The 26,537-nt window shown below is 72.6% G+C and carries 22 protein-coding genes and 2 pseudogenes; 13 read left to right on the forward strand and 11 right to left on the reverse strand.

Going from position 1 to position 26,537, the window contains the following annotated elements; translation table 11 throughout:
- Positions 1-1,488, reverse strand: a pseudogene (locus ACFY9I_RS20370) (hypothetical protein); the annotation flags it as partial.
- A gap of 471 nt (positions 1,489-1,959) precedes the next feature.
- Positions 1,960-2,577, reverse strand: coding sequence for a TetR/AcrR family transcriptional regulator C-terminal domain-containing protein (locus tag ACFY9I_RS20375; RefSeq protein ID WP_391003714.1), 618 nt, complete (start codon positions 2,575-2,577; stop codon positions 1,960-1,962).
- A gap of 145 nt (positions 2,578-2,722) precedes the next feature.
- On the opposite strand from ACFY9I_RS20375, the gene ACFY9I_RS20380 reads away from it, so the two are divergent.
- From ACFY9I_RS20380 to ACFY9I_RS20415, 8 genes are all read left to right on the forward strand, one after another.
- The gene (locus ACFY9I_RS20380) at positions 2,723-4,222 is read left to right on the forward strand and encodes an amino acid permease (RefSeq protein WP_391003459.1); all 1,500 of its coding nucleotides are present in this window, start codon (positions 2,723-2,725) and stop codon (positions 4,220-4,222) included.
- 59 nt (positions 4,223-4,281) lie between these two features.
- Positions 4,282-5,853: an amidohydrolase family protein gene (locus tag ACFY9I_RS20385; protein WP_391003461.1), complete on the forward strand. Its 1,572-nt coding sequence runs from the start codon at positions 4,282-4,284 to the stop codon at positions 5,851-5,853.
- A gap of 226 nt (positions 5,854-6,079) precedes the next feature.
- Entirely contained in the window at positions 6,080-7,075 is a 996-nt protein-coding gene (gene paaA / locus ACFY9I_RS20390; RefSeq protein ID WP_391003463.1) for a 1,2-phenylacetyl-CoA epoxidase subunit PaaA, read from the forward strand.
- On the forward strand, positions 7,072-7,368 hold the full coding sequence (paaB, locus tag ACFY9I_RS20395; protein ID WP_086785833.1) for a 1,2-phenylacetyl-CoA epoxidase subunit PaaB: 297 nt from the start codon (positions 7,072-7,074) through the stop codon (positions 7,366-7,368). The genes paaA and paaB overlap by 4 nt, the downstream gene beginning before the upstream one ends.
- Positions 7,369-7,383: 15 nt before the next feature.
- Positions 7,384-8,211, forward strand: coding sequence for a 1,2-phenylacetyl-CoA epoxidase subunit PaaC (gene paaC, locus ACFY9I_RS20400; protein ID WP_391003465.1), 828 nt, complete (start codon positions 7,384-7,386; stop codon positions 8,209-8,211).
- On the forward strand, positions 8,205-8,711 hold the full coding sequence (gene paaD, locus ACFY9I_RS20405; RefSeq protein WP_391003467.1) for a 1,2-phenylacetyl-CoA epoxidase subunit PaaD: 507 nt from the start codon (positions 8,205-8,207) through the stop codon (positions 8,709-8,711). The genes paaC and paaD overlap by 7 nt, the downstream gene beginning before the upstream one ends.
- The gene (gene paaE / locus ACFY9I_RS20410) at positions 8,711-10,090 is read left to right on the forward strand and encodes a 1,2-phenylacetyl-CoA epoxidase subunit PaaE (protein ID WP_391003469.1); all 1,380 of its coding nucleotides are present in this window, start codon (positions 8,711-8,713) and stop codon (positions 10,088-10,090) included. The genes paaD and paaE overlap by 1 nt, the downstream gene beginning before the upstream one ends.
- Before the next feature lie 140 nt (positions 10,091-10,230).
- The gene (locus ACFY9I_RS20415) at positions 10,231-10,491 is read left to right on the forward strand and encodes a hypothetical protein (protein ID WP_391003471.1); all 261 of its coding nucleotides are present in this window, start codon (positions 10,231-10,233) and stop codon (positions 10,489-10,491) included.
- Between the two features lie 133 nt (positions 10,492-10,624).
- Here the strand turns inward: ACFY9I_RS20415 and ACFY9I_RS20420 are convergent, their stop codons facing one another.
- Entirely contained in the window at positions 10,625-11,311 is a 687-nt protein-coding gene (locus ACFY9I_RS20420; protein ID WP_391003473.1) for an HAD-IA family hydrolase, read from the reverse strand.
- 19 nt (positions 11,312-11,330) lie between these two features.
- A complete protein-coding gene (locus tag ACFY9I_RS20425) occupies positions 11,331-11,807 on the reverse strand; it encodes an Lrp/AsnC ligand binding domain-containing protein (protein WP_391003475.1) in 477 nt (158 codons plus the stop codon).
- Positions 11,808-12,039: 232 nt separating this feature from the next.
- On the opposite strand from ACFY9I_RS20425, the gene ACFY9I_RS20430 reads away from it, so the two are divergent.
- Complete coding sequence (locus ACFY9I_RS20430) at positions 12,040-13,527, forward strand: FUSC family protein (RefSeq protein ID WP_391003477.1); 1,488 nt, start codon at positions 12,040-12,042, stop codon at positions 13,525-13,527.
- 463 nt (positions 13,528-13,990) lie between these two features.
- On the opposite strand, the gene ACFY9I_RS20435 is transcribed toward ACFY9I_RS20430, so the two are convergent.
- From ACFY9I_RS20435 to ACFY9I_RS20445, 3 genes and pseudogenes are all read right to left on the reverse strand, one after another.
- Positions 13,991-14,914, reverse strand: a complete 924-nt coding sequence (locus ACFY9I_RS20435; protein ID WP_391003479.1) for a sirohydrochlorin chelatase — start codon at positions 14,912-14,914, stop codon at positions 13,991-13,993.
- Positions 14,915-15,107: 193 nt separating this feature from the next.
- Entirely contained in the window at positions 15,108-16,079 is a 972-nt protein-coding gene (locus tag ACFY9I_RS20440; protein ID WP_391003480.1) for a BadF/BadG/BcrA/BcrD ATPase family protein, read from the reverse strand.
- Positions 16,076-16,441: pseudogene (locus tag ACFY9I_RS20445) on the reverse strand (uracil-DNA glycosylase); the annotation flags it as partial. The pseudogene ACFY9I_RS20445 and the gene ACFY9I_RS20440, both read right to left, overlap by 4 nt.
- Positions 16,442-16,619: 178 nt before the next feature.
- On the opposite strand from ACFY9I_RS20445, the gene ACFY9I_RS20450 reads away from it, so the two are divergent.
- A complete protein-coding gene (locus tag ACFY9I_RS20450) occupies positions 16,620-17,297 on the forward strand; it encodes a uracil-DNA glycosylase (protein WP_391003482.1) in 678 nt (225 codons plus the stop codon).
- 446 nt (positions 17,298-17,743) lie between these two features.
- Here ACFY9I_RS20450 and ACFY9I_RS20455 read toward each other — a convergent pair whose 3' ends face one another.
- Positions 17,744-18,829, reverse strand: coding sequence for a WD40/YVTN/BNR-like repeat-containing protein (locus ACFY9I_RS20455; protein WP_391003484.1), 1,086 nt, complete (start codon positions 18,827-18,829; stop codon positions 17,744-17,746).
- A 236-nt stretch (positions 18,830-19,065) separates the two neighbouring features.
- Between ACFY9I_RS20455 and ACFY9I_RS20460 the strand changes: the two genes are divergently transcribed.
- Positions 19,066-19,647 (forward strand): hypothetical protein, encoded by a 582-nt coding sequence (locus ACFY9I_RS20460; RefSeq protein ID WP_391003486.1) that lies wholly within the window; start codon positions 19,066-19,068, stop codon positions 19,645-19,647.
- A gap of 119 nt (positions 19,648-19,766) precedes the next feature.
- Here the strand turns inward: ACFY9I_RS20460 and ACFY9I_RS20465 are convergent, their stop codons facing one another.
- Together ACFY9I_RS20465 and ACFY9I_RS20470 are read right to left on the reverse strand one after the other, a co-directional pair.
- A complete protein-coding gene (locus tag ACFY9I_RS20465) occupies positions 19,767-20,549 on the reverse strand; it encodes a pectate lyase (protein WP_391003488.1) in 783 nt (260 codons plus the stop codon).
- 46 nt (positions 20,550-20,595) lie between these two features.
- The gene (locus tag ACFY9I_RS20470) at positions 20,596-21,573 is read right to left on the reverse strand and encodes a polysaccharide lyase family 1 protein (protein ID WP_391003490.1); all 978 of its coding nucleotides are present in this window, start codon (positions 21,571-21,573) and stop codon (positions 20,596-20,598) included.
- A 518-nt stretch (positions 21,574-22,091) separates the two neighbouring features.
- On the opposite strand from ACFY9I_RS20470, the gene ACFY9I_RS20475 reads away from it, so the two are divergent.
- Together ACFY9I_RS20475 and ACFY9I_RS20480 are read left to right on the forward strand one after the other, a co-directional pair.
- Positions 22,092-23,423: a PHB depolymerase family esterase gene (locus ACFY9I_RS20475; protein WP_391003491.1), complete on the forward strand. Its 1,332-nt coding sequence runs from the start codon at positions 22,092-22,094 to the stop codon at positions 23,421-23,423.
- Between the two features lie 307 nt (positions 23,424-23,730).
- Positions 23,731-25,035, forward strand: a complete 1,305-nt coding sequence (locus tag ACFY9I_RS20480; protein WP_391003716.1) for a GDSL-type esterase/lipase family protein — start codon at positions 23,731-23,733, stop codon at positions 25,033-25,035.
- Between the two features lie 32 nt (positions 25,036-25,067).
- On the opposite strand, the gene ACFY9I_RS20485 is transcribed toward ACFY9I_RS20480, so the two are convergent.
- The gene (locus tag ACFY9I_RS20485; RefSeq protein WP_391003718.1) at positions 25,068-26,423 is read right to left on the reverse strand and encodes an FAD-dependent oxidoreductase; all 1,356 of its coding nucleotides are present in this window, start codon (positions 26,421-26,423) and stop codon (positions 25,068-25,070) included.
- Positions 26,424-26,537: the final 114 nt, after the last annotated feature.

The following is a 26,537-nucleotide window of genomic DNA, read 5'->3' on the forward strand; positions in this document are numbered from 1 at the left end:
CCACCCCACGCCGCGCCCGGGGGCGCCGCCCCCCCCCCCCCCCCCCCGCGGGGCCCGCGCGCGGGGCGGGGGGGGGGGGCCCGGGCGGGGGCGCGGCCGGCCCACGTCCAGGACGTCGGGGTCGACCAACAGCCGGGCCGGCGAGGGGAGGCGACGCCGCGTCTCGGCGTCGAGGGCGGCGATCAGACGGTCCCGGTCGGCGGCCGGTACGACCGGGCGGTAGTCGGGCGTCACCCAGGCGCGGCCCCGCCGGTTGACGAAGACACGGGGTCGGTCGGTCTCCCGGTCCCGGTTGTGGAAGTGCTCCCGGACCGAGAGGAGGACCCGGCCGGAGACCTCGGGGGCGACCTCCACCGCGGCGGCCACCACGGCGTCCCGCTCCGCCTGGTCGGCGGCGATGCGCAGCACGAGGTCCAGCGCGCGGAACAGCTTGCCGGGGGCGGACTTCAGCAGCTTCGCCGCACCGGTGATGTCGAAGTCGTCGAGCAGCTTCTCCACCCGGCTGTCGAAGGACCGCGCCTCCTTCTCGCCCCGCGCGACTGCGAACACGTCGGCGGCGTGCGGCCAGCGCGGGTACTCGTGCGGGTGGAGACGCTCACCGAGCCGCTTGAACGGCTCCCGGTACGTGTGCACGTCGGCGAGCTTCGCCGGGTTCGCGGCGACCACGGCGTCCAGGCCCGCGAGGAGTGCCCGTCGCACCGGCCGCGACAGCGCCCGGAACCGGGTCGGCTCCTGCAGCGTCACATCACCGCCCGACAGCGCGCAGGCCAGCCGGAGCACGTCGGTGACAGTGTCCAGCAGGAGGTCGGCGCCGATGCCGAGTCGGGCCTCGTTGACCACCGCCCGGTTCTCCCGGACCGGGATCGCCTCGGGCTGGGGGCCGTTCACACACTGCCCGGCGAGGGTCATGAGGTCGCGCAGGTGCTCCTCGCCCAGCGGGGTCGTGCTGCCCGCCAGGGCGAGGTACAGCTCGGTGAGCTCCTCGTCGAGGTCCCGGCCGAGGTGCAGGACGGTCACGCGGTCGCCCGCCGAGGCGATCAACTCGTCCTGCGCCGCGAGCATCTCCTCGTAGGTGTGCTGGTACCTGCCGTAGGTGGGGAGACTGAGGAGATCCACCACCCCGTGCGCCAGTTGCGTCAGCACGCCCTCACGCGACTTCTCGTCACCGAGGGCCTTCGCCACGCACCGCATCCAGAACTCCTCGGTGTCCGGCACGCCGGCGGGGAAGTCGATGAAGTACGCGTTGTGCCGGACATGGTCGCCCACCATCTCGCGCACGGTGCGCAGCGTCCGCCGGGCGATGTGCAGGACGGCGGCACCGGACAGCCCCGACAACCGCTCCAACAGCTCCGCCGAGAGCTTGAAGCCCACGTCCATCAGGGCGGCGTCGAACTGCCGCGCGGCGGCGGTGCCTTCGCCGGCGGACCCCTTGGGGGTGGGAAGGCGGTGGGTGTGCCGGATGACCAGCGATTCGGGACTCTGCGCCATTCGGGAATGATCGCAGAGGTGTACGAACCGGCGCACCGGAGTTTTCCCGCACGCCACCCGGCCCCGCACGCCCACCGGGTGCCGGACGCCACCGGGTGTGCCGGACGCCCCGGGTTCCGGACGTCACCCGGTCTCGTACGCCCCGGGTTCCGGACGTCACCCGGTCCCGTACGCCCCGGGTCCCGGACGTCACCGGGTGCCGTACGCCACTCGGTCTTGGACGCCACCCGGTCCGGGTTCGCCACTCGGTCTGGACGTCCCCGGTCCCGTACGTCACCGGGCGCCGGACGTCACCCGGTCCCATACGCCCCGGTCCCATAAGCCCCGGCCCCGTACGCCACCCGGCCCGGGTTTGCCACTCGGTCCCGATCGTGCCCCGCCCGGCCTCCCCGGCAGTATCCCGGTCCCTGCGCAGTACCGGGCCCCAGCCGTCCCGGCCCTCGGCCGGGGCCCGGGGGCGATGGTGTCCCCCTACGCCCGCGTGCACGCCTCCAGCCTGAGTCGCGCATGGGCGAGGAAGCCGTCGAGGGCCAGCTCGAAGGCCGCGTCCGCGCGGCCCTCGCCTGCGGCCTCCAGGGCTTCGGCGAGGCGGGGCGTGACCGACTCGTCGGCGATCTCCCACATGGTCACGGGGGCGGCCAGATCCAGGGCCGAACCCAGCACGACGTTCTCCAGGGCGACCAGCACCGGCATCACGTCCGGGAGGGGGAAACCCGCCTCCAGCAGCAGGACGACGGCCCGCTCGTACTGTTCGAGGACGTGCGGAGCCCGTACCGGTGACGTCATCAGGAGCGGGATGGCCCGGGGGTGGGCGGCGAAGGCGGCGCGATAGGAGCGGGCCCAGGCGGCGAGGGCCTCGTCCCAGGGGCGGACGTCGAGGGCGGAGACGTCGATGCCCTCCGTGACCCGCTCGCGCAGCAGTTCCACGATGCCGTCGCGGCCGTCCACGTGGTGGTACACCGAGCCGGTCTGCACCCCGAGCCGCCGCGCGATCTGCGGGACGCTGAACTCACCCTGCGCGTCGAGGAGTTCCAGTGCGGTGGTGGTGATGCGCTCCCTGTCGAGCAGGGGTGTGCGCGGCCGTCCCATGGTGTCCGTCCCTCCGGGGTCTTCCCAGTAGTCCATGTGAAGGCTACATTGCGAAAACCGAAAGCCTTTAGGTTTACCGGCCCCGGTCATCCCCGCCCGCTCGGTACGCTCGTCCCTGCCCGCAGCCAGAAGGGACTTTCCCCTCGTGTCTGTCACCCCCGACGCCCCGGACGCCACCGACTTCACCGGCGCCGCCCCCGCCGAGAGAGCCGCCTCCCCGGCCCCGTCCCTCCGCTCCGGCTCCCTCGGCACCACCGACATCGCCTTCTTCGTCGTCTCCGCCGCCGCCCCGCTCACCGTGATGGCCGGCGTCGCCCCCCTCGCGATCCTGATGGGCGGCATCGGCGCCCCCGCCGGCTATCTCCTCGCCGGCCTCACGCTCGCCGTCTTCGCAGTCGGCTTCACCACCATGAGCCGCCATGTCCGCAGCGCCGGCGCCTTCTACGCGTACATCACCCGAGGCCTCGGCCGCCGGGCCGGCATCGGCGCCGCCCTGCTCGCGCTGATCGGCTACAACGGCATGGAGATCGGCGTCTACGGCCTGCTCGGCACCGCCACCCGCGACACCGCCCGCGCCCTCTTCGGCACCGGCATCCCCTGGCTGCCCGTCTCCCTCGTGGGCCTGCTGCTCATCGGATACGCCGGCTACCGGTCCATCGACTTCGGCGCCAAACTCCTCGGCGTCCTGCTCGTCGCCGAGACCGGCATCCTCGTGCTGCTCGCCGGGGGAGTGCTGGTCGAGGGCGGCGCCGACGGCCTCTCCCTCGCCTCCCTCGCACCAGGCAACATCATGGTCCCCGGCATGGTGGCCGTACTCGCCTTCGCGTTCGCCGCGTTCACCGGCTTCGAGTCGACCGTGATCTACCGCCGCGAGGCCCGTGACCCCGCCCGTACGGTGCCGCGCGCCACCTATCTCGCCATCACCTTCCTCGGCCTGTTCTACGCCTTCATCGTGTGGACGGTCATCCAGGCCTTCGGCGACGCACAGGTCATCGCGGCGGCCGGCGCCAACCCCGCCGACCTGTTCTTCTCCGCCATCACCACCTACGTCGGCCCCTGGGCGGCCGACCTGATGCGGATCCTCATCGTCACCAGCGTCCTCGCCTCCCTCCTCGCCTTCCACAACGCCATCAACCGCTACGGTCTCGCCCTCGCGGAAGAGGGGATCCTCCCCAAGGCCCTGGCCCGCGTCCATCCCCGCCACCGCTCCCCGTACGTGGCGGGCATCGCCCAGACCGTCCTCGGCGCCGTCGTCGTCCTCGGGTTCGCCGCGGCCGGCGCCGACCCGTACACGCAGCTGCTGCTGTGGGTGAACACGCCCGGCATGCTCGCCCTGCTGCTGCTGCAACTGCTCGCCGCGCTCGCCGTGCCCTTCTACTTCCGGCGCGTCGCCCACACCGAGGGCGCCCTGCGCACGGTCGTCGCCCCGGTCGTCGCGGCGGTGCTCCTCACCGGCGCCATCGCCCTGGTCGTCACCCACCTCGACCAGTTCACCGGCGCCTCCACCACCGTCAACACCGTCCTCGCTGCCCTTGTCCCGGCCGTGCTCCTCGTCGGAGTCGCCCTCGGGTGGTGGCTGCGCCGCGCCCGGCCCGAGGTCTACGCGAACTTCGCCGCCGAACCGTCGGCCGAAGCCGCCGACTGACACCGCACCGACCGGCCGCCGCTCCCTTTCCCTCGAACGTCCCAGGAGGAGACCACTCCATGCCCACCGCCGACCTCGTCGTCACCGGCGCCCACGTCCGCACCCTCGACCCGGAGCGGCCGTACGCCACCGCGGTCGCCGTCCGCGAGGGCCTGATCGCCGCCGTCGGCGAGGAGGCGGACGTACGGGACTGGCGCGGATCCGGCACCGAGATCGTGGACCTGGGCGGCGGCCGGCTCGTGCCCGGCCTGGTCGACAGCCACAGTCACCCCGTGTGGGGCCTGGACATGGCCACCGGCATCGACCTCACCGCCGTGCGCGACCTCGACGGGCTGTGCGCCGCGCTCGCCTCCGGAGAACGGGTCGACGGCTGGGTGCTCGGCTACGGCCTGGACCACAACGTCTTCGGCGGCCGGACCGTCGACCGCGCCCTCGTCGAGGACGTCCTGGACGGCGCGCCCGCCTTCCTGCGCCTGTACGACGGCCACTCCGCCCTGGTGAGCGGGGCCGCCCTGAAGGCCGCCGACATCACCGGTCCGCGCGCCTTCGCCCAGCGGTCGCACCTCGCCGTCGACGTCGACGGACGGCTCACCGGACACCTGGTCGAGCACGCCGCGATGGAACTCGTCCAGGCCGTCATGCCCCGCCCGTCGTACGCCGAGCGGCGCGTCCGGCTGGCGGAGTTGCTGGGCTCGATGGCGGCCACCGGCCTCACCGGTGCCCATGTCATGGACCTCGGCGACCCCGATCTGGTGGGCGCGGTCGCCGAGGAGTCGGTACTGCCGCTGCGGCTGCGCTTCGCGCCCTGGTGCATGCCCGGCGTCGACGCGGACGACCTGGCCGAACTGGTCGCGCTCCAGGGCCGGGGCGGACGGCACTGGCGGATCGGCGGGGTGAAGTTCTTCATGGACGGCACCGTGGAGGGCGGCACGGCGTGGCTGGACCACCCAGACTGCCACGGCCAGGGCACCGACGCGTTCTGGCCCGACCCGGCGGCGTACGGCGACGCGCTGCGGCGACTGCATCACGCCGGGGTACGGACGGCGACCCATGCCATCGGGGACGCCGCCGTACGCCATGTCCTCGACACCGTCACGTCGTTGGGGCCTGGTGGTCGCTTCAGGCACCGGGTGGAGCACATCGAGTCGGTGCCCGACGAGCTGGTGGCCAGGTTCGCCGAGGCGGGGGTCATCGCCTCCATGCAGCCCCCGCACACCGACTTCACGCGGGCCGACCTGTCCGACGAGTGGTCCGTGCGGCTGGGCGAGGAGCGGGCCCTCCGCGGCTGGCGGCTGCGGGACCTGCGGGAGGCCGGCGCGGTCGTCGCTCTCGGTTCGGACTGGCCCATCGCCCACCATGACGCCAGGGCCGTGCTGGCGACGGCCAGGGGGCCGAAGGGCGCGGCGTCCTCCGGGGCGGGACTCACGGGGCTGCAGGCGCTGGAGGGCTGCACCACGCACGCGGCGCTGGCCGCGGGCGAGGGACATACCGCCGGCCGTATCGCCGAGGGGTTCCGGGCCGACCTCACGGCGCTGGGCGTCGATCCCGTCGAGGCGGGGGCCGACGAGGTCGCCGAGGCGCCGGTGCTGCTCACGGTGACCGGAGGACATGTCGTCCACCGGGGGCTCTGAGCGGCAGCCGTCGCCGAGGGCGGTCGGTCGGCCGTCAGTCGTGTCTGCCGGGGCGCGTGGTTCCCCGCGCCCCGGCGGCCGCCGGGGCGGGACCCGGACGCCGCCGGGACCGGCCGGGGCCGCCCGGTCATCGGCTCGCGGACGTAGGGGGGCTTGCCCGGGCGGGGGAATCGCGGCACACTGAAACCGAACGAATGGTCGGTTGGTCGGTGGGAAGCTGGTATCGATGACGACACACTCCGCCGGGGTGCCACCCCAGGACGCACCACAGGGGACCGAGGACGCGCTCCAGGCGCACTTCGACGCGACGATCGCGCGGGACCAGCGGATCGAGCCGCGCGACTGGATGCCGGAGGGCTATCGCAAGACGCTCGTCCGGCAGATCGCGCAGCACGCGCACTCGGAGATCATCGGCATGCAGCCCGAGGGCGAGTGGATCACCCGCGCGCCCTCGCTGCGCCGGAAGGCGATCCTCTTCGCCAAGGTCCAGGACGAGGCGGGCCACGGGCTGTATCTGTACTCGGCGGCGGAGACGCTCGGAGCCGACCGCGCGGATCTCACCCGGCGGCTGATCGAGGGCCGGCAGAAGTACTCGTCGATCTTCAACTACCCGACGGCGAACTTCGCCGACGTGGGAGTGATCGGCTGGTTCGTGGACGGCGCGGCGATCTGCAACCAGGTTCCCCTGTGTCGGAGTTCCTACGGGCCGTACGCGCGCGCGATGGTGCGGATCTGCAAGGAGGAGTCGTTCCACCAGCGACAGGGCTACGAGCTGCTGCTGACGATGATGCGGGGGACGGACGCCCAGCGCGCGATGGTCCAGGACGCCGTCGACCGCTGGTGGTGGCCGTCGCTGATGATGTTCGGCCCGCCCGACGACGCCTCACCCAACTCGGCGCGATCGATGGCCTGGAAGATCAAGCGGCACAGCAACGACGAGCTGCGCCAGCGCTTCGTCGACATGACCGTCCCCCAGGCCGAGAAGCTCGGCGTCACGCTCCCCGACCCGGACCTGCGGTGGAACGAGGAGCGCGGCCGTCATGACTTCGGCACCCCCGACTGGGACGAACTGAAGCGCGTGATCACCGGGGACGGCCCCTGCAACGACCAGCGGATGGAGCGGCGGCGGACCGCCCACGAGGAGGGGGCGTGGGTGCGCGAGGCGGCCACCGCCCACGCGGCGAAGCGCAGCGAGCGAGCCCGGAAGGGGACGGCGGAATGACCGGCACGAACAAGGGCGACTGGCCGCTGTACGAGGTCTTCGTACGCGGCAAGCGCGGCCTGAACCACGTCCACGTGGGCTCCCTGCACGCCGCCGACGACCAGATGGCCCTCACCCACGCCCGCGACCTGTACACCCGCCGCAACGAGGGCGTCTCCCTCTGGGTGGTGCGCTCCGAGCACATCGCCGCCTCCACCCGAGACGAGAAGGACCCGTTCTTCGAGCCCAGCGCGGACAAGGTGTACCGCCACCCGACCTTCTACGACATCCCCGACGACGTCCCGCACATCTAGGCCCGAGGAGCAGGCATGAGTGACGACCACGTCTACCTGACCCTCGCCGAGGGACACGATGACGACACCCGCTGGGCGTACGGCACCGGTTTCGAGGACCCCCTGCACGGTGTCGACACCGCCGTGCCGAACGGCGTCGACACGGGTGAACTGGCCGCCTCCTGCGTCGCGTTGGCCGACGACGCCCTCGTCAGCGCCCAGCGGCTCGCCGAGTGGACCACCCGTGCCCCGGAGCTGGAGGAGGAGGTCGCCCTCGCCAACATCGGCCTCGACCTCCTCGGCCAGGCTCGTCTGCTGTACTCCCGCGCCGGTCAGGTCGACGGCACCGGGCGCGGCGAGGACGCGTACGCCTACTTCCGGGACGCCGACGACTTCCGCAACGTACGCCTGGCCGAACTGCCGGGCGGTGACTTCGCGTTCTCGATCGTCCGGCTCCTCGTCCTGTCCAGTTGGCGCCTCGCGCACTTCGAACGGCTGGTGGAGCACCCCGACCCGGTCCTCGCCGCGATCGCCGCGAAGGGCGTCAAGGAGCTGACGTACCACCGGCAGTACGCCGCCGAATGGGCCGTGCGGCTCGGGGACGGCACGGAGGAGTCGCACCGACGGATGCGCGGGGCGATGGAGCGAGTGGCGCCCTACTTCGGTGAGCTGTTCACCGCGTGCGACGTACGGGAGGAGGTCGCCGCCGTGCTCCGCCAGGTCACCGAGGCGGCCGGGCTGCCCATGCCGGTGTACCGGCCGCTGCCGGGAGCAGGCCGCACCGGCGACCACACCGAGTATCTCGCGCCGCTGCTCGCCGAGTTGCAGAGCGTGGCCCGCGCACACCCGGAGGCGACATGGTGACCGCCCCGACCGAGGTGCGGCGCGCCCGGCGTGTCGCGGAGCAGGTGCCTGACCCCGAACTACCCATGCTGACCCTCGCCGACCTCGGGGTTCTGCGGGACGTCGAGCTGACCGAGGACGGCACGGTGATCGCCAGCCTGACTCCGACCTACTCCGGCTGCCCCGCCATGGCCGAGATGCGCGCCGACGTGGCGGCGCGGCTGCGCGCCGCCGGCTACGCACGGGTGGAGATCCGCACGGTCCTGAACCCGCCCTGGACCACCGACTGGATCACCGACACGGGTCGCCGCAAGCTGACCGAACACGGCATCGCCCCGCCCGGCGAAGCACCCCGCGGCCCGGTCCCGCTCCTGCTGTCACCCACCCGACGCACGGTCGCCTGCCCCCGCTGCGGCTCGGCGGACACGGAGGAGACCTCCCGCTTCGCCGCCACCTCCTGCAAGTCCCTGCACCGCTGCCGCACCTGCCGCGAGCCGTTCGAGCACGTCAAGGAGATCTGATGGAAGGCCTTGGGGAAGAGCCGACGAGGCGACGCGAGGAGTCGCCGGGCCACCCGCGGCCGGCACCGCCGGCCGACCCGACGGCCCTCACCACTCGGGCACCGGGGGAGCGGGGCGCGTCGGCGTCGGCTGCCGCGGCGCAGGGGGCGGCCGTCCCGGGCGCGCCCTCCGCATCGGCCGCTCCTGTGGCGGCCGCTCCGGTGCCACCCGTTCCGGTGTCGTCCGCGCGTGCCGCAGTCTCCACCGCCGCTTCCGCCGCGCGCGGTGGGTCCGCCCCGGCCGGCTCCGTCGTCCCGGCGGTTCCCCCGCGCGTCCGTCGCCGTCCCGCCTTCCACCGTCTCCAGGTCGCTTCGGTACGCCCGCTCTGTGAGGACGCCGTCGCCGTGGGCTTCGAGATCCCGGCCGAGCTGGCGGAGGAGTTCAGGTTCGCGCCGGGCCAGTCGCTGACGCTGCGGCGGGAGATCGACGGGCGGGACGAGCGGCGGTCGTACTCGATCTGTTCGGCGGCCGGTTCGGCGCCGCGGATCGGGGTGCGTGTGGTGCCCGGTGGGCTGTTCTCGTCCTGGCTGGTGCATGACGTGCGGCCGGGTGACACCGTCGAGGTCATGGCACCCACCGGGCTCTTCACGCCCGACCTCGGCACGCCCGAACACCACGTGCTGGTCGCGGCGGGCTCCGGCATCACCCCCATGGTGTCGATCGCCGAGTCCGTGCTGGCCGAGCACCCCCGCTCGACGGTCACCCTCTTCTACGGCAACCGCCGCAGCGGCACCGTGATGTTCGCCGACGAGCTGGCCGACCTCAAGGACCTGTACCCGGCCCGCTTCCAGCTCGCCCACGTCCTGTCCCGCGAACCCCGCGAGGCCGAGGTGCTCTCGGGCCGCCTCGACGCCGACCGGCTCTCCGCCCTCGTCGACGCACTGGTCGACGTCGAGACGGCGGACCACTGGTGGCTGTGCGGCCCGCACGGCATGGTCCGCGACGCCCGGCGGGTCCTGGCGGGGCTCGGCGTGCCCGCCGACCGTGTCCACCAGGAGCTGTTCCACGCCGACGACGAACCCGTACGTGAGGCACGGCACGAGGAGACCGCCGCCGAGGGCCCGGTCAGCGAGGTCACCGTCACCCTCGACGGCCGCTCCACCACGGCCGCGCTCCCCCGCGAACGGAGCATCCTGGAAGGCGCCCAACGCACCCGCCCCGACCTGCCATTCGCCTGCAAGGGCGGCGTCTGCGGCACCTGCCGCGCCCAGGTCACCGACGGCACGGCCGACATGCGCCGCAACTTCGCCCTCGAACCCGCCGAGGTCGATGCGGGCTACGTCCTGACCTGCCAGTCGTATCCGGTCTCGGAGACTCTGACGGTCGACTTCGACACATGAGTTCGCGGAGCCCGGAGAAATGAGGGGGCGCAGTCCTGCGGACGGGCCGGCGGTCCATCCCGGCCGGTGTCTACTTGATCCCGGGGATCTCCTCGTCAAGGTCCAGGTCGCCTTCGTCGGCCTTCGTCGGCCGGGACCCGGTGGACACCGACAACGGTGAAGGTGGCACCTCGACCGGCGGCAGCTCCACCGGCGGCTCCGGCGGCGGTTCGACGTCCGGTGGATCGGGCACGTCCGGCGATTCCGGCGGTGCGGGCGGCCCCACCGCCGCCGCCGACGGCAGCCTCGCCGCCACCGGCCTGACCGTGCTCGGCGTGGCCGCCTCGGCCGCCGCGCTCACGGTCACGTGCTGGATCCTGCGTCGGCCCGCCCGGACGGCGGCCCGCGGCACGGCGGCCTGACCCGAACCCGACGGCACGGCGACTCCGCTTATATCGACTTGTATCGACGACACGGCATTTCACCCGCCGTGACGACGTGCCGGAGCCCGGTCCACCGACACCCTCAGCGGAAACGGGCCCCGCCCGTCCCGTCTCAACCCGACGCCACGATCCAGTCGTACGCCTCCCGGGCCGTGAACGCGTCCTGCCCGCCCCGCACCAGCAGCCCCGCCGTCGCGAAGCCCGGATCGTCGGCCTGGGTGGCGAGATACGGGATGGCGACACAGCGCATCCCGGCCGCGTGCGCGGCGACCGCGCCCGGCACCGCGTCCTCCAGGACGACACAGTCGGCGGGGGCGGCACCGAGCCGGCGCGCGGCTTCCAGGAAGACGTCCGGGGCGGGTTTGCCGTGCGCGACCTCCTCCGCCGACACGACGGTCCGCAAATGGGCGGCGAGCCCCGTGCCGTCGAGGATCACCTCGATCGCCTCGCGCGACGAGCCCGAGGCCACGGCCATCGGCGCCCCCTCGGCCGCCAGCAGTTCCACGAACTTCCGCATCTCCGGGTAGACGCGGGTGGCGGCGCGGGCCAGTTCCAGATAATGACGGTTCTTGGTGGCGAGGAGCGTTTCGACCGGGGTGGTGAGAGCGTATTGCTCCCGCCAGGACGCGACCGTATCCCGGGTGCTGATGCCCACGGACCGCTCGTGGTCCGTCCAGCCGAAGCCGGTGACCCCGTGGGCGCCGAGCGTGCGCCGGCTCGCTTCGAAGTAGTTCGGCTCGCTGTCCACGAGCGTTCCGTCGAGATCGAAGATGACAGCAGTGCTACCGAGAATGCTCATGCCCCCAGGGTGCCAGCGATCAGTTCGCGACCGTCCGGCCGATCGACTCCACCAACGGCGACAGCCGGTACGGCACCCGCTCCCGCAATGCCACCTCGGTGCGCGTGCGCACCACGCCCGGCAGGCTGATCAGCGCCTGGATCACATCCTCCAGGTGGGCGTTGTCCCGGGCCACGACGCGCGTCAGCAGATCGCCGCCACCGGTGATCGAGAACGCCTCGACGATCTCCGGTACGGCCGCCAGCGCGTCGCCCACGTCGTCGAGGTGCCCCTGGGTGACCTCGATGTGCACGAAGGCGAGCACCGGGTGGCCGAGCGCGGCGGGGGAGAGCGAGGGAGCCGTGCCGGTGATCACACCGTCGCGCTCCAGACGGTCGAGGCGGGCCTGGAGGGTGCCGCGGGCGACGCCCAGGATGCGGGCGTACTCGCGCACGCTGGTGCGGGGCTGGTCCAGAAGCAGGCGCAGGATGCGGGTGTCGAGCTCGTCCACGGGCATGGTCCGTTGGCCTCCCTCTGCCGGACGACGACCAACTGAAACTGTACCAATGGCCCAGTTAAGTGGACGTGGGTTGAGCCATTCACGCTCCGATGCTTTCCTGTTGACCATCAATGGCGCCGCGCAGCGCAGGACGGCAAGGAAGCCGGTCCGTGCCCGCGGCGCCATTCCCATGTCGTGAGGGCGCGGTGCCGTGGTGAGGGAGAGGGGCGGGCTACCGACGGTGAAGAGGATGTTCATGGCTCCGGACCCGGGGCTGCTACGGCTGCGTGCCTCGCTGCGCGCGGTGCTGGGCATCGCCCTGGCGGTGACCCTCTCGGAACTGGCGGGCCTGCCGCTGACGGCCTCGATCACGGGCGGACTCACCGCACTCCTCGCGCTGTTCACGGTCGCCGATCCGACGGTGCGCGACCAGGCGGTCACCACCGCGCTGCTGCCCGCCGTCGGCTTCCCGGTCCTGGCCCTCGCCACGGTGCTGCACGACGCGCCGACCCCGCGCGACACGATCTGGCTCGCGGTGATCTTCTGCGGCGTCCACGCCCGCCGTTGGGGACCGCGCGGTCACGCGCTCGGCATCTTCGCCTTCATGACCTTCTTCGTCACCCAGTTCCTGCACGCGCTCCCCTCCCAACTGCCCGAGCTCTGCACGGCGATGGCCCTGTCACTGGCCGCTTCCTCGGCCGTGCGCTTCGGCGCCTGGTGCATCGAGCGACGCATTCCGCCGGCGCCGGCGCCGGCCCCCGGAGACGATCGCGGCCTCGCCCGCCCGACCACCCGCCAGGCCTTCCAGGCGAGCGCCGCCTGCGCCTTCGCGATGGTCGTCGGGCAGGTCCTCTCCGAAGACCGCTGGTACTGGGCCGTCGGCACCGCCTGGTGGATCTTCGTGAACACCACCTCGCGCGGTGAGACCCTGGTCCGGGGCTTTCGTCGGGTCCTCGGCACGGTCACCGGAATCCTCGTCGGCCTCCTGGTCGCCGTCCCCCTGAACGGTGCCCCGGCCCCTACCGCCGCACTGGTCGCCCTCTGCGTCTTCGGCATCTTCTACACGGCCGCCGTGTCGTACACCTGGATGATGCTGTGCGTCACCGTCATGGCGGGCCTGCTCTACGGCCTGCTCGGCGTCCTGGACGCTCCCCTCCTGGCCCTCCGCCTCGCACAGACCGGCGTCGGGGCGGCCGGGGCCGCGCTCGCCGTGGCGCTGATCCTGCCGGTCACCACGGACGCCGTCACCGACCGGTGGGTCCGGCGGGCCCTGCACGCGGTGCACGCCTGCACCGCGACGGCGGCCCGGCGCCTGACGGGGGACCCCGAGGCGGACCCGGCACCGCGTGTCGCGGAGCTGGAGGCACTCCTGGGGCGGGTACGCCTGTCCCTGGCGCCACTGGTCCATCCGCTCACCCCGATGCGCTCCCGCAAGGAACGGGCCCGCCAGGTGCTCACCCTGCTCGACGACTGCGCCCGGGAAGCCCGTGGTCTCGCCACCGTCGCCGCCGACCCGGACGCCTCCCACGGCGCCCGTCTCACCGCCGCGTGCCGCCGTGTCGAGTCGACGCTCGAAACCCTGCTCGGCGCCGTACCGCCCCACCCGTCCCCGCCCCGCCCGCCCGAGCCGGCTCACCACCCACACGCCGACCAGGCCCTCGCCCACCTCCACGCCCTGGAACAGGCCCTCGCGCAACTGTCACACCCCTTGCGCGGCTCCTCCCTCGCGGAAGCCTGAGGAACCGCGCCACGCGCCCCGGGCAGCCCGTCCGGCCCCCGGAGGGCGACGCGTACCCCTCAGGCGTCGCCGTGTCCCCCGACGGCCGCTTCGTCCGGAGGGCACCCGAGGTACGGACGTGCTCTCCGTCCTCGCGGTCGAGGGCCCCACACGCGCCTGGTGACGACCGTGCCGCGCGGCGGCCGTCGGCCACGCGCCCTGACGTACGCCGCCGGGACGCTGTACGCGCCGACGAGCGCTCCGGCGACGTCACCCGGTTCACGGTCGACCCGCGCACGGGCGTCCCGGCGCGCGCCGGTTCCACCGAGGAGCCCGCGGCCGCCTGCGTAGTCCTGGACGGCTGAGGGGAACGCGCACGGACGGGCACGCGTACAGACGGCACGCGTACGGCCGAGGGCCCGCTCCTGCGAGAGGAGCGGGCCCTCGGCCGTACGGGGCGTGGTCCGGTCTCAGGGCGCCGGACTCAACGGACCGGCATGCCCTGCGGCTGCTGCGGCGCGATGCCGAGCGCGGTCGTGTACTTGCCGAGCGCCAGCTTGCCGATCGCCGGGTAGGGGCCGAGCGCCTCGGCGGCGGAGCAGCCCGCCTCCTTCGCGGCGGCCTCGATCAGACCGGCGTCGATCTCCGGCCCTATCAGGTACGGCGCCAGGGCCAGTTGCTGTGAGCCCGAGGAGCGCAGTTGCTCGGCCACGGAGGTGATCGAACCCTCCTGGTCGAGGGCGGCGGCCATCACCGGCACGGCGAGCCGCGCGGCCAGCAGCATGCCCGTGATCCCGGCCGCCTGCACGGCCTCGTCGCCGCCCACGGAGGCGAGCACGATGCCGTCGGCGGCGGTGGCGACCGTGAACAGCCGGGCCCGGTCGGCACGCGCCAGACCGGCCTCGGACAGCCGCACGTGCAGCGCCTCGGCGAGCAGCGGGTGCGGACCGAGGACATCGGTCAGCTCGGCCGCGATCCGGCTCTCCATCACGGCCTGGCGGATCCGGCGCAGCGTGGCGCTGTCCGGACCGGCCAGCAGGGGCACTACGACGGCGACGAGGCCGTCCGGCTCCTTGACGTCCAGACCGGCGGCGCGGGCCTGCTCGTAACGGGCGGTGCGCTCCTCGGCGGCGTGCGTGAGCACCGACTGCAGCGTGGGGAACTCGTCGGCGTCACCGTCGACGTAACCGATGCGGGCGTCGAGGCCGGGAAGCTCGGAGCGCGCGATGCTCACGACCTCCTCGGCGAGGCTGCGCGTGGCGGCGCTGGGCGTGCCCGGCACCGCGAGGACAAGCGCGGGCGCGCCCTCGGGAGCCGCCAACGGCTCGGGGCGGCGGTGCCGCCCCGGCTGTCGGGGTCGCGGCATTCGTACAGGCAGGCCGGACGCGGGCCCAGTGGGGGAGCTCATGGCGCCGCATGTTACTGGTTTCTTGGGTTCCCCTGTTCGGGGAGGGTGCAGGTGAGCGGTATCCGTCCGGATTTGTCTGATGAGTTACGTGCCGATCAGGGCCGATCGATACCGCATTTATCTGCTGAGCAACCTACTTGGGTGAGCACGGCGCTGCTTGTCCGACAGGCTGAATTGATCCATATTTCAGGTACTATTTTTCAGCCACGATATACAACATCTGCTCGTCGTACGGCAACCCGACCCCCTCACCCGCCAGCGCGGCCGCGATGCGCACGGCCCCGACCAGGGGATCTCCCTCCGCGGGCACCTGCCGAGCCTGCGGCAGCCGCTCCGTCAACTCAGCCGTCAAGGGGACGAGGAGCGGGGCGCCCAGCTTGAACAAGCCGCCGGTGAGCGCCACTTGGGGCTCGCCCGAGGCCGGGCAGACTGCGGCCGCTGCGTCCGCCATGTGCCGGGCCGCCGCCCGCAGGACGTCCGCCGCCACCGGGTCGTCGCCGGCGCAGGCTGCCACCTCGGGCGCGAAGGACGCGAGGACCGCCGGACGGTCGGATCTCGGGTAGAGCCGGCCGGGCAGGCCGTCCGGCGAGCCGAACAACTCCTCGGCGCGCGCCAGCAGTCCGGCCGAACCGCCGGTCCGCCCGTCGTACGCCCGCAGCGCCGCCTCCAGCCCCGCCCGCCCGATCCAGGCCCCGCTGCCGCAGTCCCCGAGCAGATGCCCCCAGCCGTCCGCCCGTCGCCAGCGCTCCAGATCCGTGCCGATCGCGATGAGCCCCGTACCGGCGGCGACGACCGCACCCGGCCGCACGCCCAGGGCGCCGGTGTACGCGGCGACCGCGTCGGCGACCAGTGCGACCCGGCGCACTCCCCACTCGCGGGCCAGCGCCGACGGCAGTTCGGCACGCAGCTGGTCACCGAGGGTCGCGAACCCGGCGGCCCCGACGGCGACGGCGACGGGACGGTCGGATCCCGTCCCGTCGAGCAACCGCCGCGCCATGGGCAGCAACTGCTCCAGCAGATGGCCGGCGTCGATTCCCCGTGCGCCGGTCCGTACCGGTTCCCCGGACGCGATCGGCTCGCCGAGCATTCGCGTGCCCCGCGCCAGCACCGCGCGCAGCCCGGAGCCACCGGAGTCCACGGCGAGGACGACGGGCGCTCCGGTCATGGCAGACGCCGGTCTTCCGGGGCGCCGCCCTGCCGGGTCGGCAGAGCGTTGGCGCGGCTGAAGGGACGGGAGCCGAAGAAGCCCCGGGCGGCGGACACGGGGGAGGGGTGGGCGGACTTGATGGAGGGGAGGCCGCCCAGTAGGGGGCGCGGGGCGCGGGCGTCGCGGCCCCACAGGATCGGGATCAGGGGGCGTCCGCGCGTGGCCCTGTTGAGCAGCAGCACAACCTGCTGGGTCCGGGGCGTCGGATCACCGTCGGTGGTGAGCTCCCGGTGGATGTTGTGGATGCTCAGGATGCTGCCCGGCAGTGGCCGTACCTCCGCCGCGACCCAGAAGGACAGCCCCACCGCATGCGCGGGAGTTCCGTGGCCCATGTATCGAGTATGCAGGCTTTCCTCCTCCCCGGTGACCGGCTGTGTGACCTGCTCGACCCGTTCGAAGATCGTGATGAGGAGGAAGGCTGACGCCCCGTGCGGCGGTCGCGCGTGAAGGCTTCTGCGCTGTGCCGGGGCGCGGCGCGTACCAGTAGAGTGACGCGCCGTGGCACCACGACCCTTGCATGAACTTGTTGAAGCAGGCTGGGCGAAGGCTCTTGAACCTGTGACTGAACGCGTCGCGGCCATGGGGGACTTCCTCCGGGCCGAGATAGCGGCGGGCCGGACCTATCTTCCGTCCGGGGCGAACGTCCTGCGAGCCTTCCAGCAGCCTTTCGATGACGTCCGTGTCCTGATCGTGGGGCAGGATCCCTACCCGACACCGGGTATGGCGATCGGGTTGAGCTTCGCCGTCTCGCCCGAGGTGCGTTCGTTGCCGGGGAGTCTGGAGAACATCTTCCGGGAGATGCACTCCGATCTCGGGCTGCCCAGGCCGTCGAACGGCGATCTCACGCCGTGGACGCAGCAGGGTGTGCTGTTGCTCAACAGGGCGTTGACGACGGCCCCGCGCAAGCCCGCGGCGCACCGGGGCAAGGGGTGGGAGGAGGTCACGGAGCAGGCGATTCGGGCGTTGGCCGCGCGTGGCAAGCCGCTGGTGTCCATCCTGTGGGGGCGTGACGCGCGTAATCTGCGGCCTCTGTTGGGCGATCTCCCGGCGATCGAGTCGGCTCATCCGTCGCCGATGTCGGCGGACCGGGGCTTTTTCGGCTCGCGTCCTTTCAGCCGGGCCAACGATCTGCTGCTGCGCCAGGGTGCCCAGCCGGTGGACTGGCAACTGCCGTAGGGTCCGCCGGACGCCACAGCCGCCGCTGCGGGCAAGCCCTTCCGGATGTCCGACAAGGGGCTGAGGGACGGGTTCTGGGTATCCGATGGTGGAGCTGCTGCTCGGGTGGTCGAGGGCGGGCAGCGGCTCGTCGTCGCGCGCAGGAGCAGCGGGATCGGCGGCGCACGGGCAGGGGGCGCCCCGCGACTGACCACCGGGAAGTGCGGCGGGTTCGTGGTGGGCCAGGTGGAAGATGCGGAGCTGCCCAGGTCGGAGAAGGGCCCTCTGAGCGACCTGCTTGGCGGCCGTTCCAGCACTGCCGCCCCAGCCTCAGTAGTCAGCCACGGTTCGCGTCCCAGCGCGTCAGCCAGGTGCATCGGGGCCGCGCGCGTGACCGGCACGGCGGGCACGGCGGAGAGCGCGGCCCGGGCGACGAGTAGCGTGAGGTTCCCCCGTACGCCTCCACGTCAGCCGACGACCGCGGCTCGCACGCACAGTACGTCCGGCAGGTGCGACATCAGCTGCCGCCAGCTTTCGCCGTCGTCGGCCGAGGCGTACACCTCGCCGTTGCGGTTGCCGAAGTAGACGCCCGCCGGGTCCGCGTCGTCCGTGCACATCGCGTCCCGCAGGACGGTGCCGTAGTGGTCCTCGGCCGGCAGTCCCGCCGACAGCGGCTCCCAGCTCTTGCCCGCGTCGGCCGTGCGGAAGACACGGCAGCGGTGGTCGGCCGGCACGCGGTCCGCGTCGGCGTTGATCGGAAACACGTAGGCGGTGTCACCGCAGTGCGGGTGGGCGACCGCCGCGAACCCGAACGTGGAGGGCAGGCCCTCGCCGATGTCCGCCCAGTGCGCGCCCGCGTCGTCGCTGCGGTACACCCCCCAGTGGTTCTGCAGGTAGAGCCGGTCGGGGGTCGCCGCGTCCCGTGTCACCTTGTGCACGCACTGGCCGAACTCCGGGTTCGGGTCGGGCAGGAACACCGCCGAGACTCCGGAGTTGGAGGGCGCCCAGTTCGAGCCGCCGTCCTCGGTGCGGAACACTCCGGCGGCGGAGACGGCCACGGTCAGCGCGCGTGGGTCGCGCCGGTCGGTGAGGATCGTGTGCAGTCCCTCGCCACCGCCGCCCGGCGCCCACCTGCCGCGCGTCGGGTGCTCCCACAGCGGTCGTACCAGCTCGAAGGTCTCCCCCCGGTCCTCGGAGCGGTACAGCGCTGCCGGCTCCGTGCCCGCGAACACCACGTCCGGCTCGGCGGCCGAGGGATGAAGTTGCCACACCCGCTCCAGGGAGGCGCCGGTGTCCTTGGGGAACTTGACGGCCGGCCGTGCGGGCTCGGTCCAGGTGCGGCCGAGGTCGTCGGAGTGGAAGACCGACGGGCCCCAGTGCGCGCTGTCGCCGCCGGCCAGCAGGCGGGGTGTGTCCGTACGCGCGTCGATGGCGACCGCGTACACGGCCTGCGCGTTGAAGTACGGACTCTCGTCGAACTCCCATGTGCCGCCGCGCCGTCGCCCGATGAAGAGCCCCTTGCGCGTGCCCACGGTGAGCAGTACCTCGGCCATCCCGGCCACCTCCTGGACATCGTCGTCTCAGTCACCGGCCAGTCTGCACCTCACCACTGACAGTCACCCCTCGGAACACCTTCGCCGCAGGTCAGCGGGCGTGGGGGAGGGTGGCGCGGGAGTCGGGGACCGCCCGTTCCCGGCAGGGTGACCCACATCGCATGAGCGGCGGGAGGGCCGCCGCCGTATGGGAGAGCGGTCCGGCTGTCCTGCGTGTGTGAGGGAGGGTGCCCCCGATGGTGGCATTCCGTGGTCCGAAGGTGTGGTTGTGGCGGTGGCGGCGCAACCCGCTCAGAAGGCACAGCGACCGGCTGGAGTCCTGGGTCGTGCTGGTCACCTGGGCCCTGACCCTGTTCGGCGGGGTGGTCACCGGCATGATGGCCGCCGACTCCGTGGAGTCCGGCCTGGCCCGCCAGCGCGCCGAGTGGCGCCCCGTCGACGCGGTCCTCACCGAGGACGCGCCGGAGCCGGCCGGCCCGAAGGGCGGTGGTGCCGGGAAGGTGTGGGCGAAGGTGCGCTGGACGGCGCCGGACGGCTCCGCCCACGAGGGCCGGGCCCGGGTCGAAGCCGCCAGTCCGACGGGCACTCCGGTCGCCGTCTGGACGGACGACGAGGGCCTCCTGGTCACCAAGCCGGCCTCGGAGTCCCAGGCCCGGCTGCGCGCCGCGCTGGTCGGCGGCCTCGCGGGCGTGTTCGTGGCCGCGGTGCCCTTCGTGGGCGGCCGGGTGGTGCGCGGCCGGATGGAGCGGCGGCGCATGGACCGGTGGGACGAGGAGTGGGAGCTGATCGGCCCGCTCTGGGCGCGCAAGGCCCTGTGAGGTCGGCCGGGCACGGCCCGGCCGACCTCCCGGTACCGACGGCCGGCGGCCGGACGAGGCCCGTGGGGGAAGGCTTCGTCCGGCCGCGGGGAACGGACTTCACCGGGTGACGAGCGGTCTCACCTGTAGGTGATGTCCGAGGCGGAGTACAGGCAGTTGGTGCTGTCGGGGCCCTTACCGGCGTCGGAGTTGTTGTTGTACTTCTGGCACGGAATGACCTTGCGGCCGCTGTCGTTGAGGATCGTGATCCGCCGCAGGGTCGCCACGTCGCCGCGGTTCTTGTTGATGCCGACGAGCCGCGCGGTCGAACCCGTCCCGGTCACCTCGATGTTGTTGAGGTTGACCTTGCGGGTGTACTGGGTGGAGCAGTCGCCGCACGAGCGGTACAGGGTCTTGAAGTCGCTGACGGCGAAGTTGGAGATGTTCAGGGTGCCCGGCCCGTTGTGCTGGAAGACCTTGTCCGCCGCCTTCTTGGCGCCGCCGCCCGTCACCGTGTAGGTGGAGCCGCCGCGGAAGGTCGCCGCGTCCTCGCCGACATCCTCCCACCAGACGTTCTGCAGCGTGCAGTTGCCCTCGCAGTGGATGCCGTCGGCGCCGGGCGCGCCGATGATGACGTTCTTCAGCGTCGCGCCGGCCGCGAGCTTGAAGATCGGCTCCTGGCCCTCCTCCTGGCCGTCGCCGGCCAGGGCGCCGCTGCCGTAGTAGCGCACCATGCCGCCGTCCCTGGTGCCGGAGACCGAGATGGTGGAGGACACCGGCTTGCTGCTGGTCGGCGTCGGCCAGGTGGCGGCGTTCGCCGGAGTGGCCCCACTAGTCATGATCATGCCAAACGAGAGGCTGAACGCGGCGAGCGTGCCGGTCAGCGCGCGCGTGCGGGCACGCGGACGTGGTGCAGAAGTCATGTCCCGATTCCTTCTGTTGTCCGAGCGGATGGGGGGTTGGCGGTGCTCAGAGCTTTCCCGCGCCCGCGCCCGACGTCACCGAGGCGACGACGGAGGAGGCGGACTCGGCGGTGTAGCCGTAGGGCGGGGAGGTGAAGCTCCCCACCCGGGAGATCTCGGTGGACGCCCCACCGAGGTCGTTGCCGCGCAGATTCGCGTAGCCGTCCGCGTCACTGCTGCGGTTCGTGGTGACCGCGACTCCCGTGTTGCGGAAGACGTTGTTCTCCACGAGCATCTGGGCGCCCATGCGCGAGTGGCAGGCGGTCTCCGCGCCGTCCACGTAGTTGTTGTAGAAGTGCCCGGTGCCGAAGCGCAGGCTGGGGATGCGCGAGTGCACGTTGCTGAAGTGGTTGTGGTGGTACGTCACCTTCAGACGGCCGGTGTCCTCGGAGGCGTTGTTGTCGCTGTGGCCGACGAGTGAGCCCTTGAAGTGCTCCTTGAAGGTGTTCCAGGACACCGTGACGTTGTCCGAGCCGTGGTTGATGTCCAGCAGCCCGTCGTAGTGGTCCTTGTCGTGGGTCCGGTCCGCCGAGAAGGAGTTGTGGTCGATCCACACCCTCGTGGACTCCTGGACGGTGATCCCGTCGGCGGGCGCCACCGGCTTGCTGATGTTCACGTTGCGGACGACGACGTTCGTCTCCTCCTTGATCCGTAGGCCGCCGCCGGTGAAGCCGGACGCCGAACCCACGCCCAGCACCGTGGTGTTGGAGCCGATGTCCACCTGGCCGCTCAACGAGATCAGGCCGTTGACGCGGACCACCTTGGCCGCGTTGCCGGTGACGGCGCTCTTGAAGGCGGCGAGCGTCGAGACCGTGACCGGGGTGGCGCTGCCGCCGCCGGCCGTCCCGGCGCCGAAGCCGACCGGTGCGGTCTCCGCGGCGCCTGCGCTTGCCGGCAGGACGAGGACGGCGGTGGTGGCCAGGGCGGCAGCGGCGGCCACCACGGCTGATCTTTGCGTCTGTGTACGTGGGGGGACGGTACGCATGCGGGTGCGTCCCTTCAAGGAGGACTGGCGGGCCATGTACCTGAACAGTGTTCGGTATGTTGAGCGCGGTGAGCGGGTGGAGCGGCCGAGGTGGGGGACTCGGTGCTCCGAAAGGGCGTATCCCCGGGCGAATGGGGCTCCGGCGTGCGTCGTCTCGTGCGAGGCGTGACGGTGTCCTGTTCACACTGCTGAACGGAACGTAGGGGGCAAGCGCTTTCTAGTCAACGCTTCGCGCAAAAGACATTGGGGCGGCCCTGGTGAGGCGGGTCGACGGGGCCGGCGCGATGCGTGAAGCGGCGTCGGAGCGGGTCGCGTGCCGCCTCGCGAGCGAATTCTTTCGACGCGTGGGAGCGCTTCCGTGGCGACCATGTCCATGCCACGATGCTCGGCGGATGCCTCCTTCGAGCGGCTCCTGCTCCCGGCTGCCCCGGCGGCCGGGCCTGCTGACTAGGACGAACTCCTCCTGCTGACCCAGACGGACCCCTTCTGCCCAACTCGTCACAGGAAGGCACGACGACGTGACCCTCACCCCCCACGGCCGAACACGCGGGCCCCTGCGTGCGTTACTCGTCGCATGGCTGGGAGCCCTGGTGCCGTTGCTCGCGGCCACGCTCCTCACCACGCCCGCGGCCGCGGCCGCCGCGACCGACTCGCGGGCCGAGGCCGCTCCCCGGGCGGCGCTCACCGAGATCACCGGTTTCGGTACGAACCCCAGCAATCTGCAGATGTACCTCTATGTGCCGGACAGCGTCACCGCGAACCCGGCGATCGTGGTGGCCGTGCACTACTGCACCGGCTCCGGCCCGGCGATGTACAACGGCACCGAGTACGCCTCGTTGGCCGACCGGTACGGGTTCATCGTCGTGTACCCGTCCGTCACCCGCAGCAGCAAGTGCTTCGACGTGGCCTCCCCGCAGGCGCTGACCCGGGGCGGCGGCAGTGACCCGGTGGGCATCAAGTCCATGGTCGACTGGACCGTCCGCACCTACGACGCCGACACCAGCCGAATCTTCGCAACCGGCATCTCCTCCGGCGCGATGATGACCAACGTGCTGCTCGGCGACTACCCCGACGTCTTCGCCGCCGGCGCCGCCTTCGCGGGCGTGCCCTTCGCCTGCTTCGCCACCACCAACGGCTCCGAGTGGAACAGCGACTGCGCGAACGGCACCATCACCCGCACCCCGCAGGCCTGGGGCGACCTCGTCCGCGGCGCCCACCCCGGCTACAGCGGCCCCCGGCCCCGCATGCAGCTGTGGCACGGCACGCAGGACGACGTGCTGCGCTACCCCAACTTCGGCGAGGAGATCAAGCAGTGGACGAACGTGCACGGTGTCAGCCAGACACCGGCCGCCACCGACTCGCCCCAGTCCAACTGGACCCGCACCCGCTACGGCGGCACCGGTGACCGTGCCCCCGTCGAGGCCATCAGCCTCCAGGGAACCGGCCACAACGTCTATGCCTGGGGCATGGGCGAGCGCGTCCTCACCTTCTTCGGCCTCACCACCTCGGGCCCCGCGCCCGAGCCCCCGGCCGGCCCCTGCAAGGTGAGCGTCACCACCAACGCCTGGAGCACCGGGCTGACCGCCTCGGTGACCATCACCAACACCGGGACGACGGCGGTCAACGGCTGGAAGCTGGGCTTCACCCTGCCCTCCGGGCAGACCGTCACCAACGGCTGGGGCGCGACGTACACCCCGACGAGCGGCGCCGTGACCGCGAGCAACGCCACGTACAACGCCGCGATCGCTCCGGGCGCGAGTGTCAGCATCGGTTACCAGGCGAACCACACGGGCAACAACGGCGCACCCTCGGCCTACACGCTCAACGGGACGGCGTGCACGCGCGCCTGACCCGTTCCACGCCCGTCCGACGGGACTCGTGTCTGACGGGAGCCGCGTTTGCGACGGGACCCGCGTCTGCGACGGGACCCGCGTCCGCGACGGGACTTCCGGTCTTACCGGCCCTCCGTCCTGACGGCCCTCGTTCCCGAGGCCCCCGGGCGTACGCCGCCGACGCGTGCGCCCGGACCTCGTTCCTCCCTCCCTCCGGAGAAAGGCACCGCTCTTGCGACCGCTCAGTAGACCGCAGCCCGCCGAACCGTCGAGCGGTGACCCGCTCGCGACCGCCGCGCCGTCGGGCAGGGCACCGCTCCCCACCGTGATCGCCAGCTGTGTCCTCGCCCTGGCCCTCCTGGTGGCGTCCTCCGCCGTGGTGGCCCTGGTCCGCGGTCCGCAGCGAACGGACGGTGCCGGCACGGGCGCCCCGGCGAGGTCCGCGCGGCACTGGGTGAACACCTGGTCAGCGATGCCGCAGCTCACCGAGCCGGGCAACATGCCACCGGCGCCGTTCACCGGGGAACGGGCCGTGCTGGTCGACACCACCCTGCGGCAGACCGTCCGTGTCACCACCGGCGGCGACCGCGTCCGGCTGCGCTTCTCCAACGCATTCGGCGGCAGCGCGCTGCCCCTGACCGCCGTACGGGTGGCCCTTCCGCTGGGCGGGCGGGCGGGGGTCGGCGCCATCGAACCCGGCACCTCCCGGGCGGTGACCTTCAGCGGGCGGAAGTCCACGACCGTGCCGGTCGGGGCCCAAGTGGTCTCGGACCCGCTGGACTTCACGCTCAGACCCGGAACCAACCTCACCGTGACGGCGTACCTCGCCGAGGGCCAGGCCTCCCTCGCCCTCACCTCGCACCCCGGCTCCCGCACCACCTCGTACCTGGCGCACGGCGACCACACCGAGGACGCGGACCTGCCCGGCGCGACCCCGACCAATCACTGGTACCTGCTCAGCGACGTCGAGGTGCTCTCCCGGCCCGCCACGACCTCGGTCGCCGTCCTCGGCGACTCGCTCACCGACGGCCGGGGCTCGACCACCAACGGCAACAACCGCTGGCCGGACCAGCTCTTCGACCGCCTCCAGGCGCAGCCCGGCACACGGAACATCGCCGTGGTGAACCAGGCGGCCGGCGGCAACCGCGTCCTCAACGACGGTCTCGGCCCCAACGCCCTCGCCCGCCTGGACCGTGACATCCTGGCCCACAGCGCGGTCGAGCAGCTCATCGTCTTCGAGGGCGTCAACGACCTCGGCACCGCCGAGGCCACCCCCGCCGCCCTACAGCGCGTCACCGCCGACCTCATCGCCGCCTACGAGCAGATCATCGTCCGCGCCCACGCCCAGGGCATCAGCGTCTACGGCGCGACCCTGCTGCCCTTCGGCGGCAACACCCCGTACGACGACGCCGCCGGACATCGCGAGGCGGCCCGGCAGGCCGTCAACACCTGGATCCGCACCAGCGGCCGCTTCGACGCGGTCCTCGACTTCGACCGCGCGGTCCGTGACCCCGACAACCCCCGCCGCCTCCTTGCCACCCTGCACGACGGCGACTGGCTGCACCTCAACCCCGAGGGCTACCGGGTCCTCGCCGCGGCGGTTCCGCCGCGCCTGCTTCGACGGGGGTGAGCGGCACCGGCGCAGGCGGGTCGCGCGGCTCCTCACGCTCCGGGAGGGGGCGCGCCGCCGTGCACGGCGGTCAGCAGTGACTCCCAGTCGGGGAGCTTCACCACACCTCTGCCCAGTGACGCCCCCAGTTCCGCCTCCGCCCTCTCTATCGCCTGCCAGCCCGACCACTCGACCGGTGTGCACCCTTGCGCGCGCAACGCCGGCATCGCGTCGTCCGGGACGTTCCGGCGGACGAGGGCGGGGGCGTCCTCCAGCAGTGAGGCCGCCGTTTCCTTGGCACAGGGTCGGTTGGTGCCGATGACTCCCGTGGGGCCCCGTTTGATCCAGCCGGCCACATACTCGCCCGGCGCCGGTCCGCCTTCCCGGATCACACGGCCGGCCACCTGGGGGACCGTGCCGTGTTCCGGGTCGAAGGGGAGGCCGTCGAGGGGGACGCCTCGGTAGCCGACCGAGCGCAGGACCAGTTGGGTCTCGATCTCCTCGTAGCGGCCGGTGCCGGTCACGCCGCCCTGGCCGTCGGGGGCGGTGTGTTCCAGGCGGATGCCGCCGACGCGGTCGCCGTCGGCGAGGAGCGCGACGGGGCGGAGGAAGAAGCGCAGGTGGATGCGGTGGCGGCCGGACGGGGCGGGCGCGGCGGCCCAGCCGCGCAGGACCTCGACATTGCGGCGCTTCGCGGCAGGGAGGGCGGAGGGGTCCCCGTAGTCGGGGTCCAGATCCAACTCCGCCGGGTCGACGGTGACCTGCGTGTCGGGGAGGGTGCCCAGCTCACGCAGCTCCTTGGTGGTGAAGCGGGCCTGCGAAGGGCCGCGGCGGCCCACCATGTGGATCCGGGTCACCCGGCTGGCCGCGAGGGAGGTGAGGGCTGTCTGCGGCATGTCGGTCGGGGTCAGCTCCCGCACGCCGCGCGCGAGCATGCGGGTGACGTCCACCGCGACATTGCCGACGCCGATCACCACGGCGGTCCGCGCGCCGAGGACGAAACCGTCGGCGACGGCGTCCGGGTGCGCGCTGTACCAGGAGACGAACTCGGTCGCCGACCAGCTACCGCGCAGCTCCTCCCCCGGGATGCCGAGGCGACGGTCGGTGGCGGCGCCCACGCAGTACACGACCGCGTGGTACAGCTCCCGCAGCCGGACGGCCGGGACACCGTCCGGACCCACCTGGACGCCGCCGAGGAACCGCACCCGCTCGTGCTCCAGCACGGTGCGCAGACTGTTCTGCAGCGACTTGATCTTCTCGTGGTCCGGCGCCACCCCGTACCGCACCAGGCCGTACGGGCACGGCAGCCGGTCCAGTACGTCGACCAGCACATCCGGGTCCTGCTGGACGAGGCTCTGGGCGGTGTAGCACCCGCTCGGTCCCGAACCGACGACGGCGACACGCAGCACGGCGGACTCCTTACGCGAGGAGATCGCTGATGCCTCAAGGATCGCACCGCGGGGCGTACCGGGGGAGGGGTACACGGGCGGGGCGGCGGTGCTGCGCCGTCGGGGTGCCGTGCG

The organism is Streptomyces sp. NPDC012510, from assembly GCF_042955065.1.
GTDB lineage: Bacteria > Actinomycetota > Actinomycetes > Streptomycetales > Streptomycetaceae > Streptomyces.

Coding starts and splice junctions, on each gene's coding strand:
- paaA (WP_391003463.1), top strand. CDS start 6,080: ATGACGACACACTCCGCCGGGGTGCCACCCCAGGACGCACCACAGGGG.
- ACFY9I_RS20385 (WP_391003461.1), top strand. CDS start 4,282: ATGCCCACCGCCGACCTCGTCGTCACCGGCGCCCACGTCCGCACCCTC.
- paaC (WP_391003465.1), top strand. CDS start 7,384: ATGAGTGACGACCACGTCTACCTGACCCTCGCCGAGGGACACGATGAC.
- paaD (WP_391003467.1), top strand. CDS start 8,205: ATGGTGACCGCCCCGACCGAGGTGCGGCGCGCCCGGCGTGTCGCGGAG.
- ACFY9I_RS20465 (WP_391003488.1), bottom strand. CDS start 20,549: ATGACTTCTGCACCACGTCCGCGTGCCCGCACGCGCGCGCTGACCGGC.
- ACFY9I_RS20375 (WP_391003714.1), bottom strand. CDS start 2,577: ATGGGACGGCCGCGCACACCCCTGCTCGACAGGGAGCGCATCACCACC.
- ACFY9I_RS20430 (WP_391003477.1), top strand. CDS start 12,040: ATGTTCATGGCTCCGGACCCGGGGCTGCTACGGCTGCGTGCCTCGCTG.
- ACFY9I_RS20440 (WP_391003480.1), bottom strand. CDS start 16,079: ATGACCGGAGCGCCCGTCGTCCTCGCCGTGGACTCCGGTGGCTCCGGG.
- ACFY9I_RS20460 (WP_391003486.1), top strand. CDS start 19,066: ATGGTGGCATTCCGTGGTCCGAAGGTGTGGTTGTGGCGGTGGCGGCGC.
- ACFY9I_RS20420 (WP_391003473.1), bottom strand. CDS start 11,311: ATGAGCATTCTCGGTAGCACTGCTGTCATCTTCGATCTCGACGGAACG.
- ACFY9I_RS20455 (WP_391003484.1), bottom strand. CDS start 18,829: ATGGCCGAGGTACTGCTCACCGTGGGCACGCGCAAGGGGCTCTTCATC.
- ACFY9I_RS20435 (WP_391003479.1), bottom strand. CDS start 14,914: ATGAGCTCCCCCACTGGGCCCGCGTCCGGCCTGCCTGTACGAATGCCG.
- ACFY9I_RS20425 (WP_391003475.1), bottom strand. CDS start 11,807: ATGCCCGTGGACGAGCTCGACACCCGCATCCTGCGCCTGCTTCTGGAC.
- paaE (WP_391003469.1), top strand. CDS start 8,711: ATGGAAGGCCTTGGGGAAGAGCCGACGAGGCGACGCGAGGAGTCGCCG.
- ACFY9I_RS20470 (WP_391003490.1), bottom strand. CDS start 21,573: ATGCGTACCGTCCCCCCACGTACACAGACGCAAAGATCAGCCGTGGTG.
- paaB (WP_086785833.1), top strand. CDS start 7,072: ATGACCGGCACGAACAAGGGCGACTGGCCGCTGTACGAGGTCTTCGTA.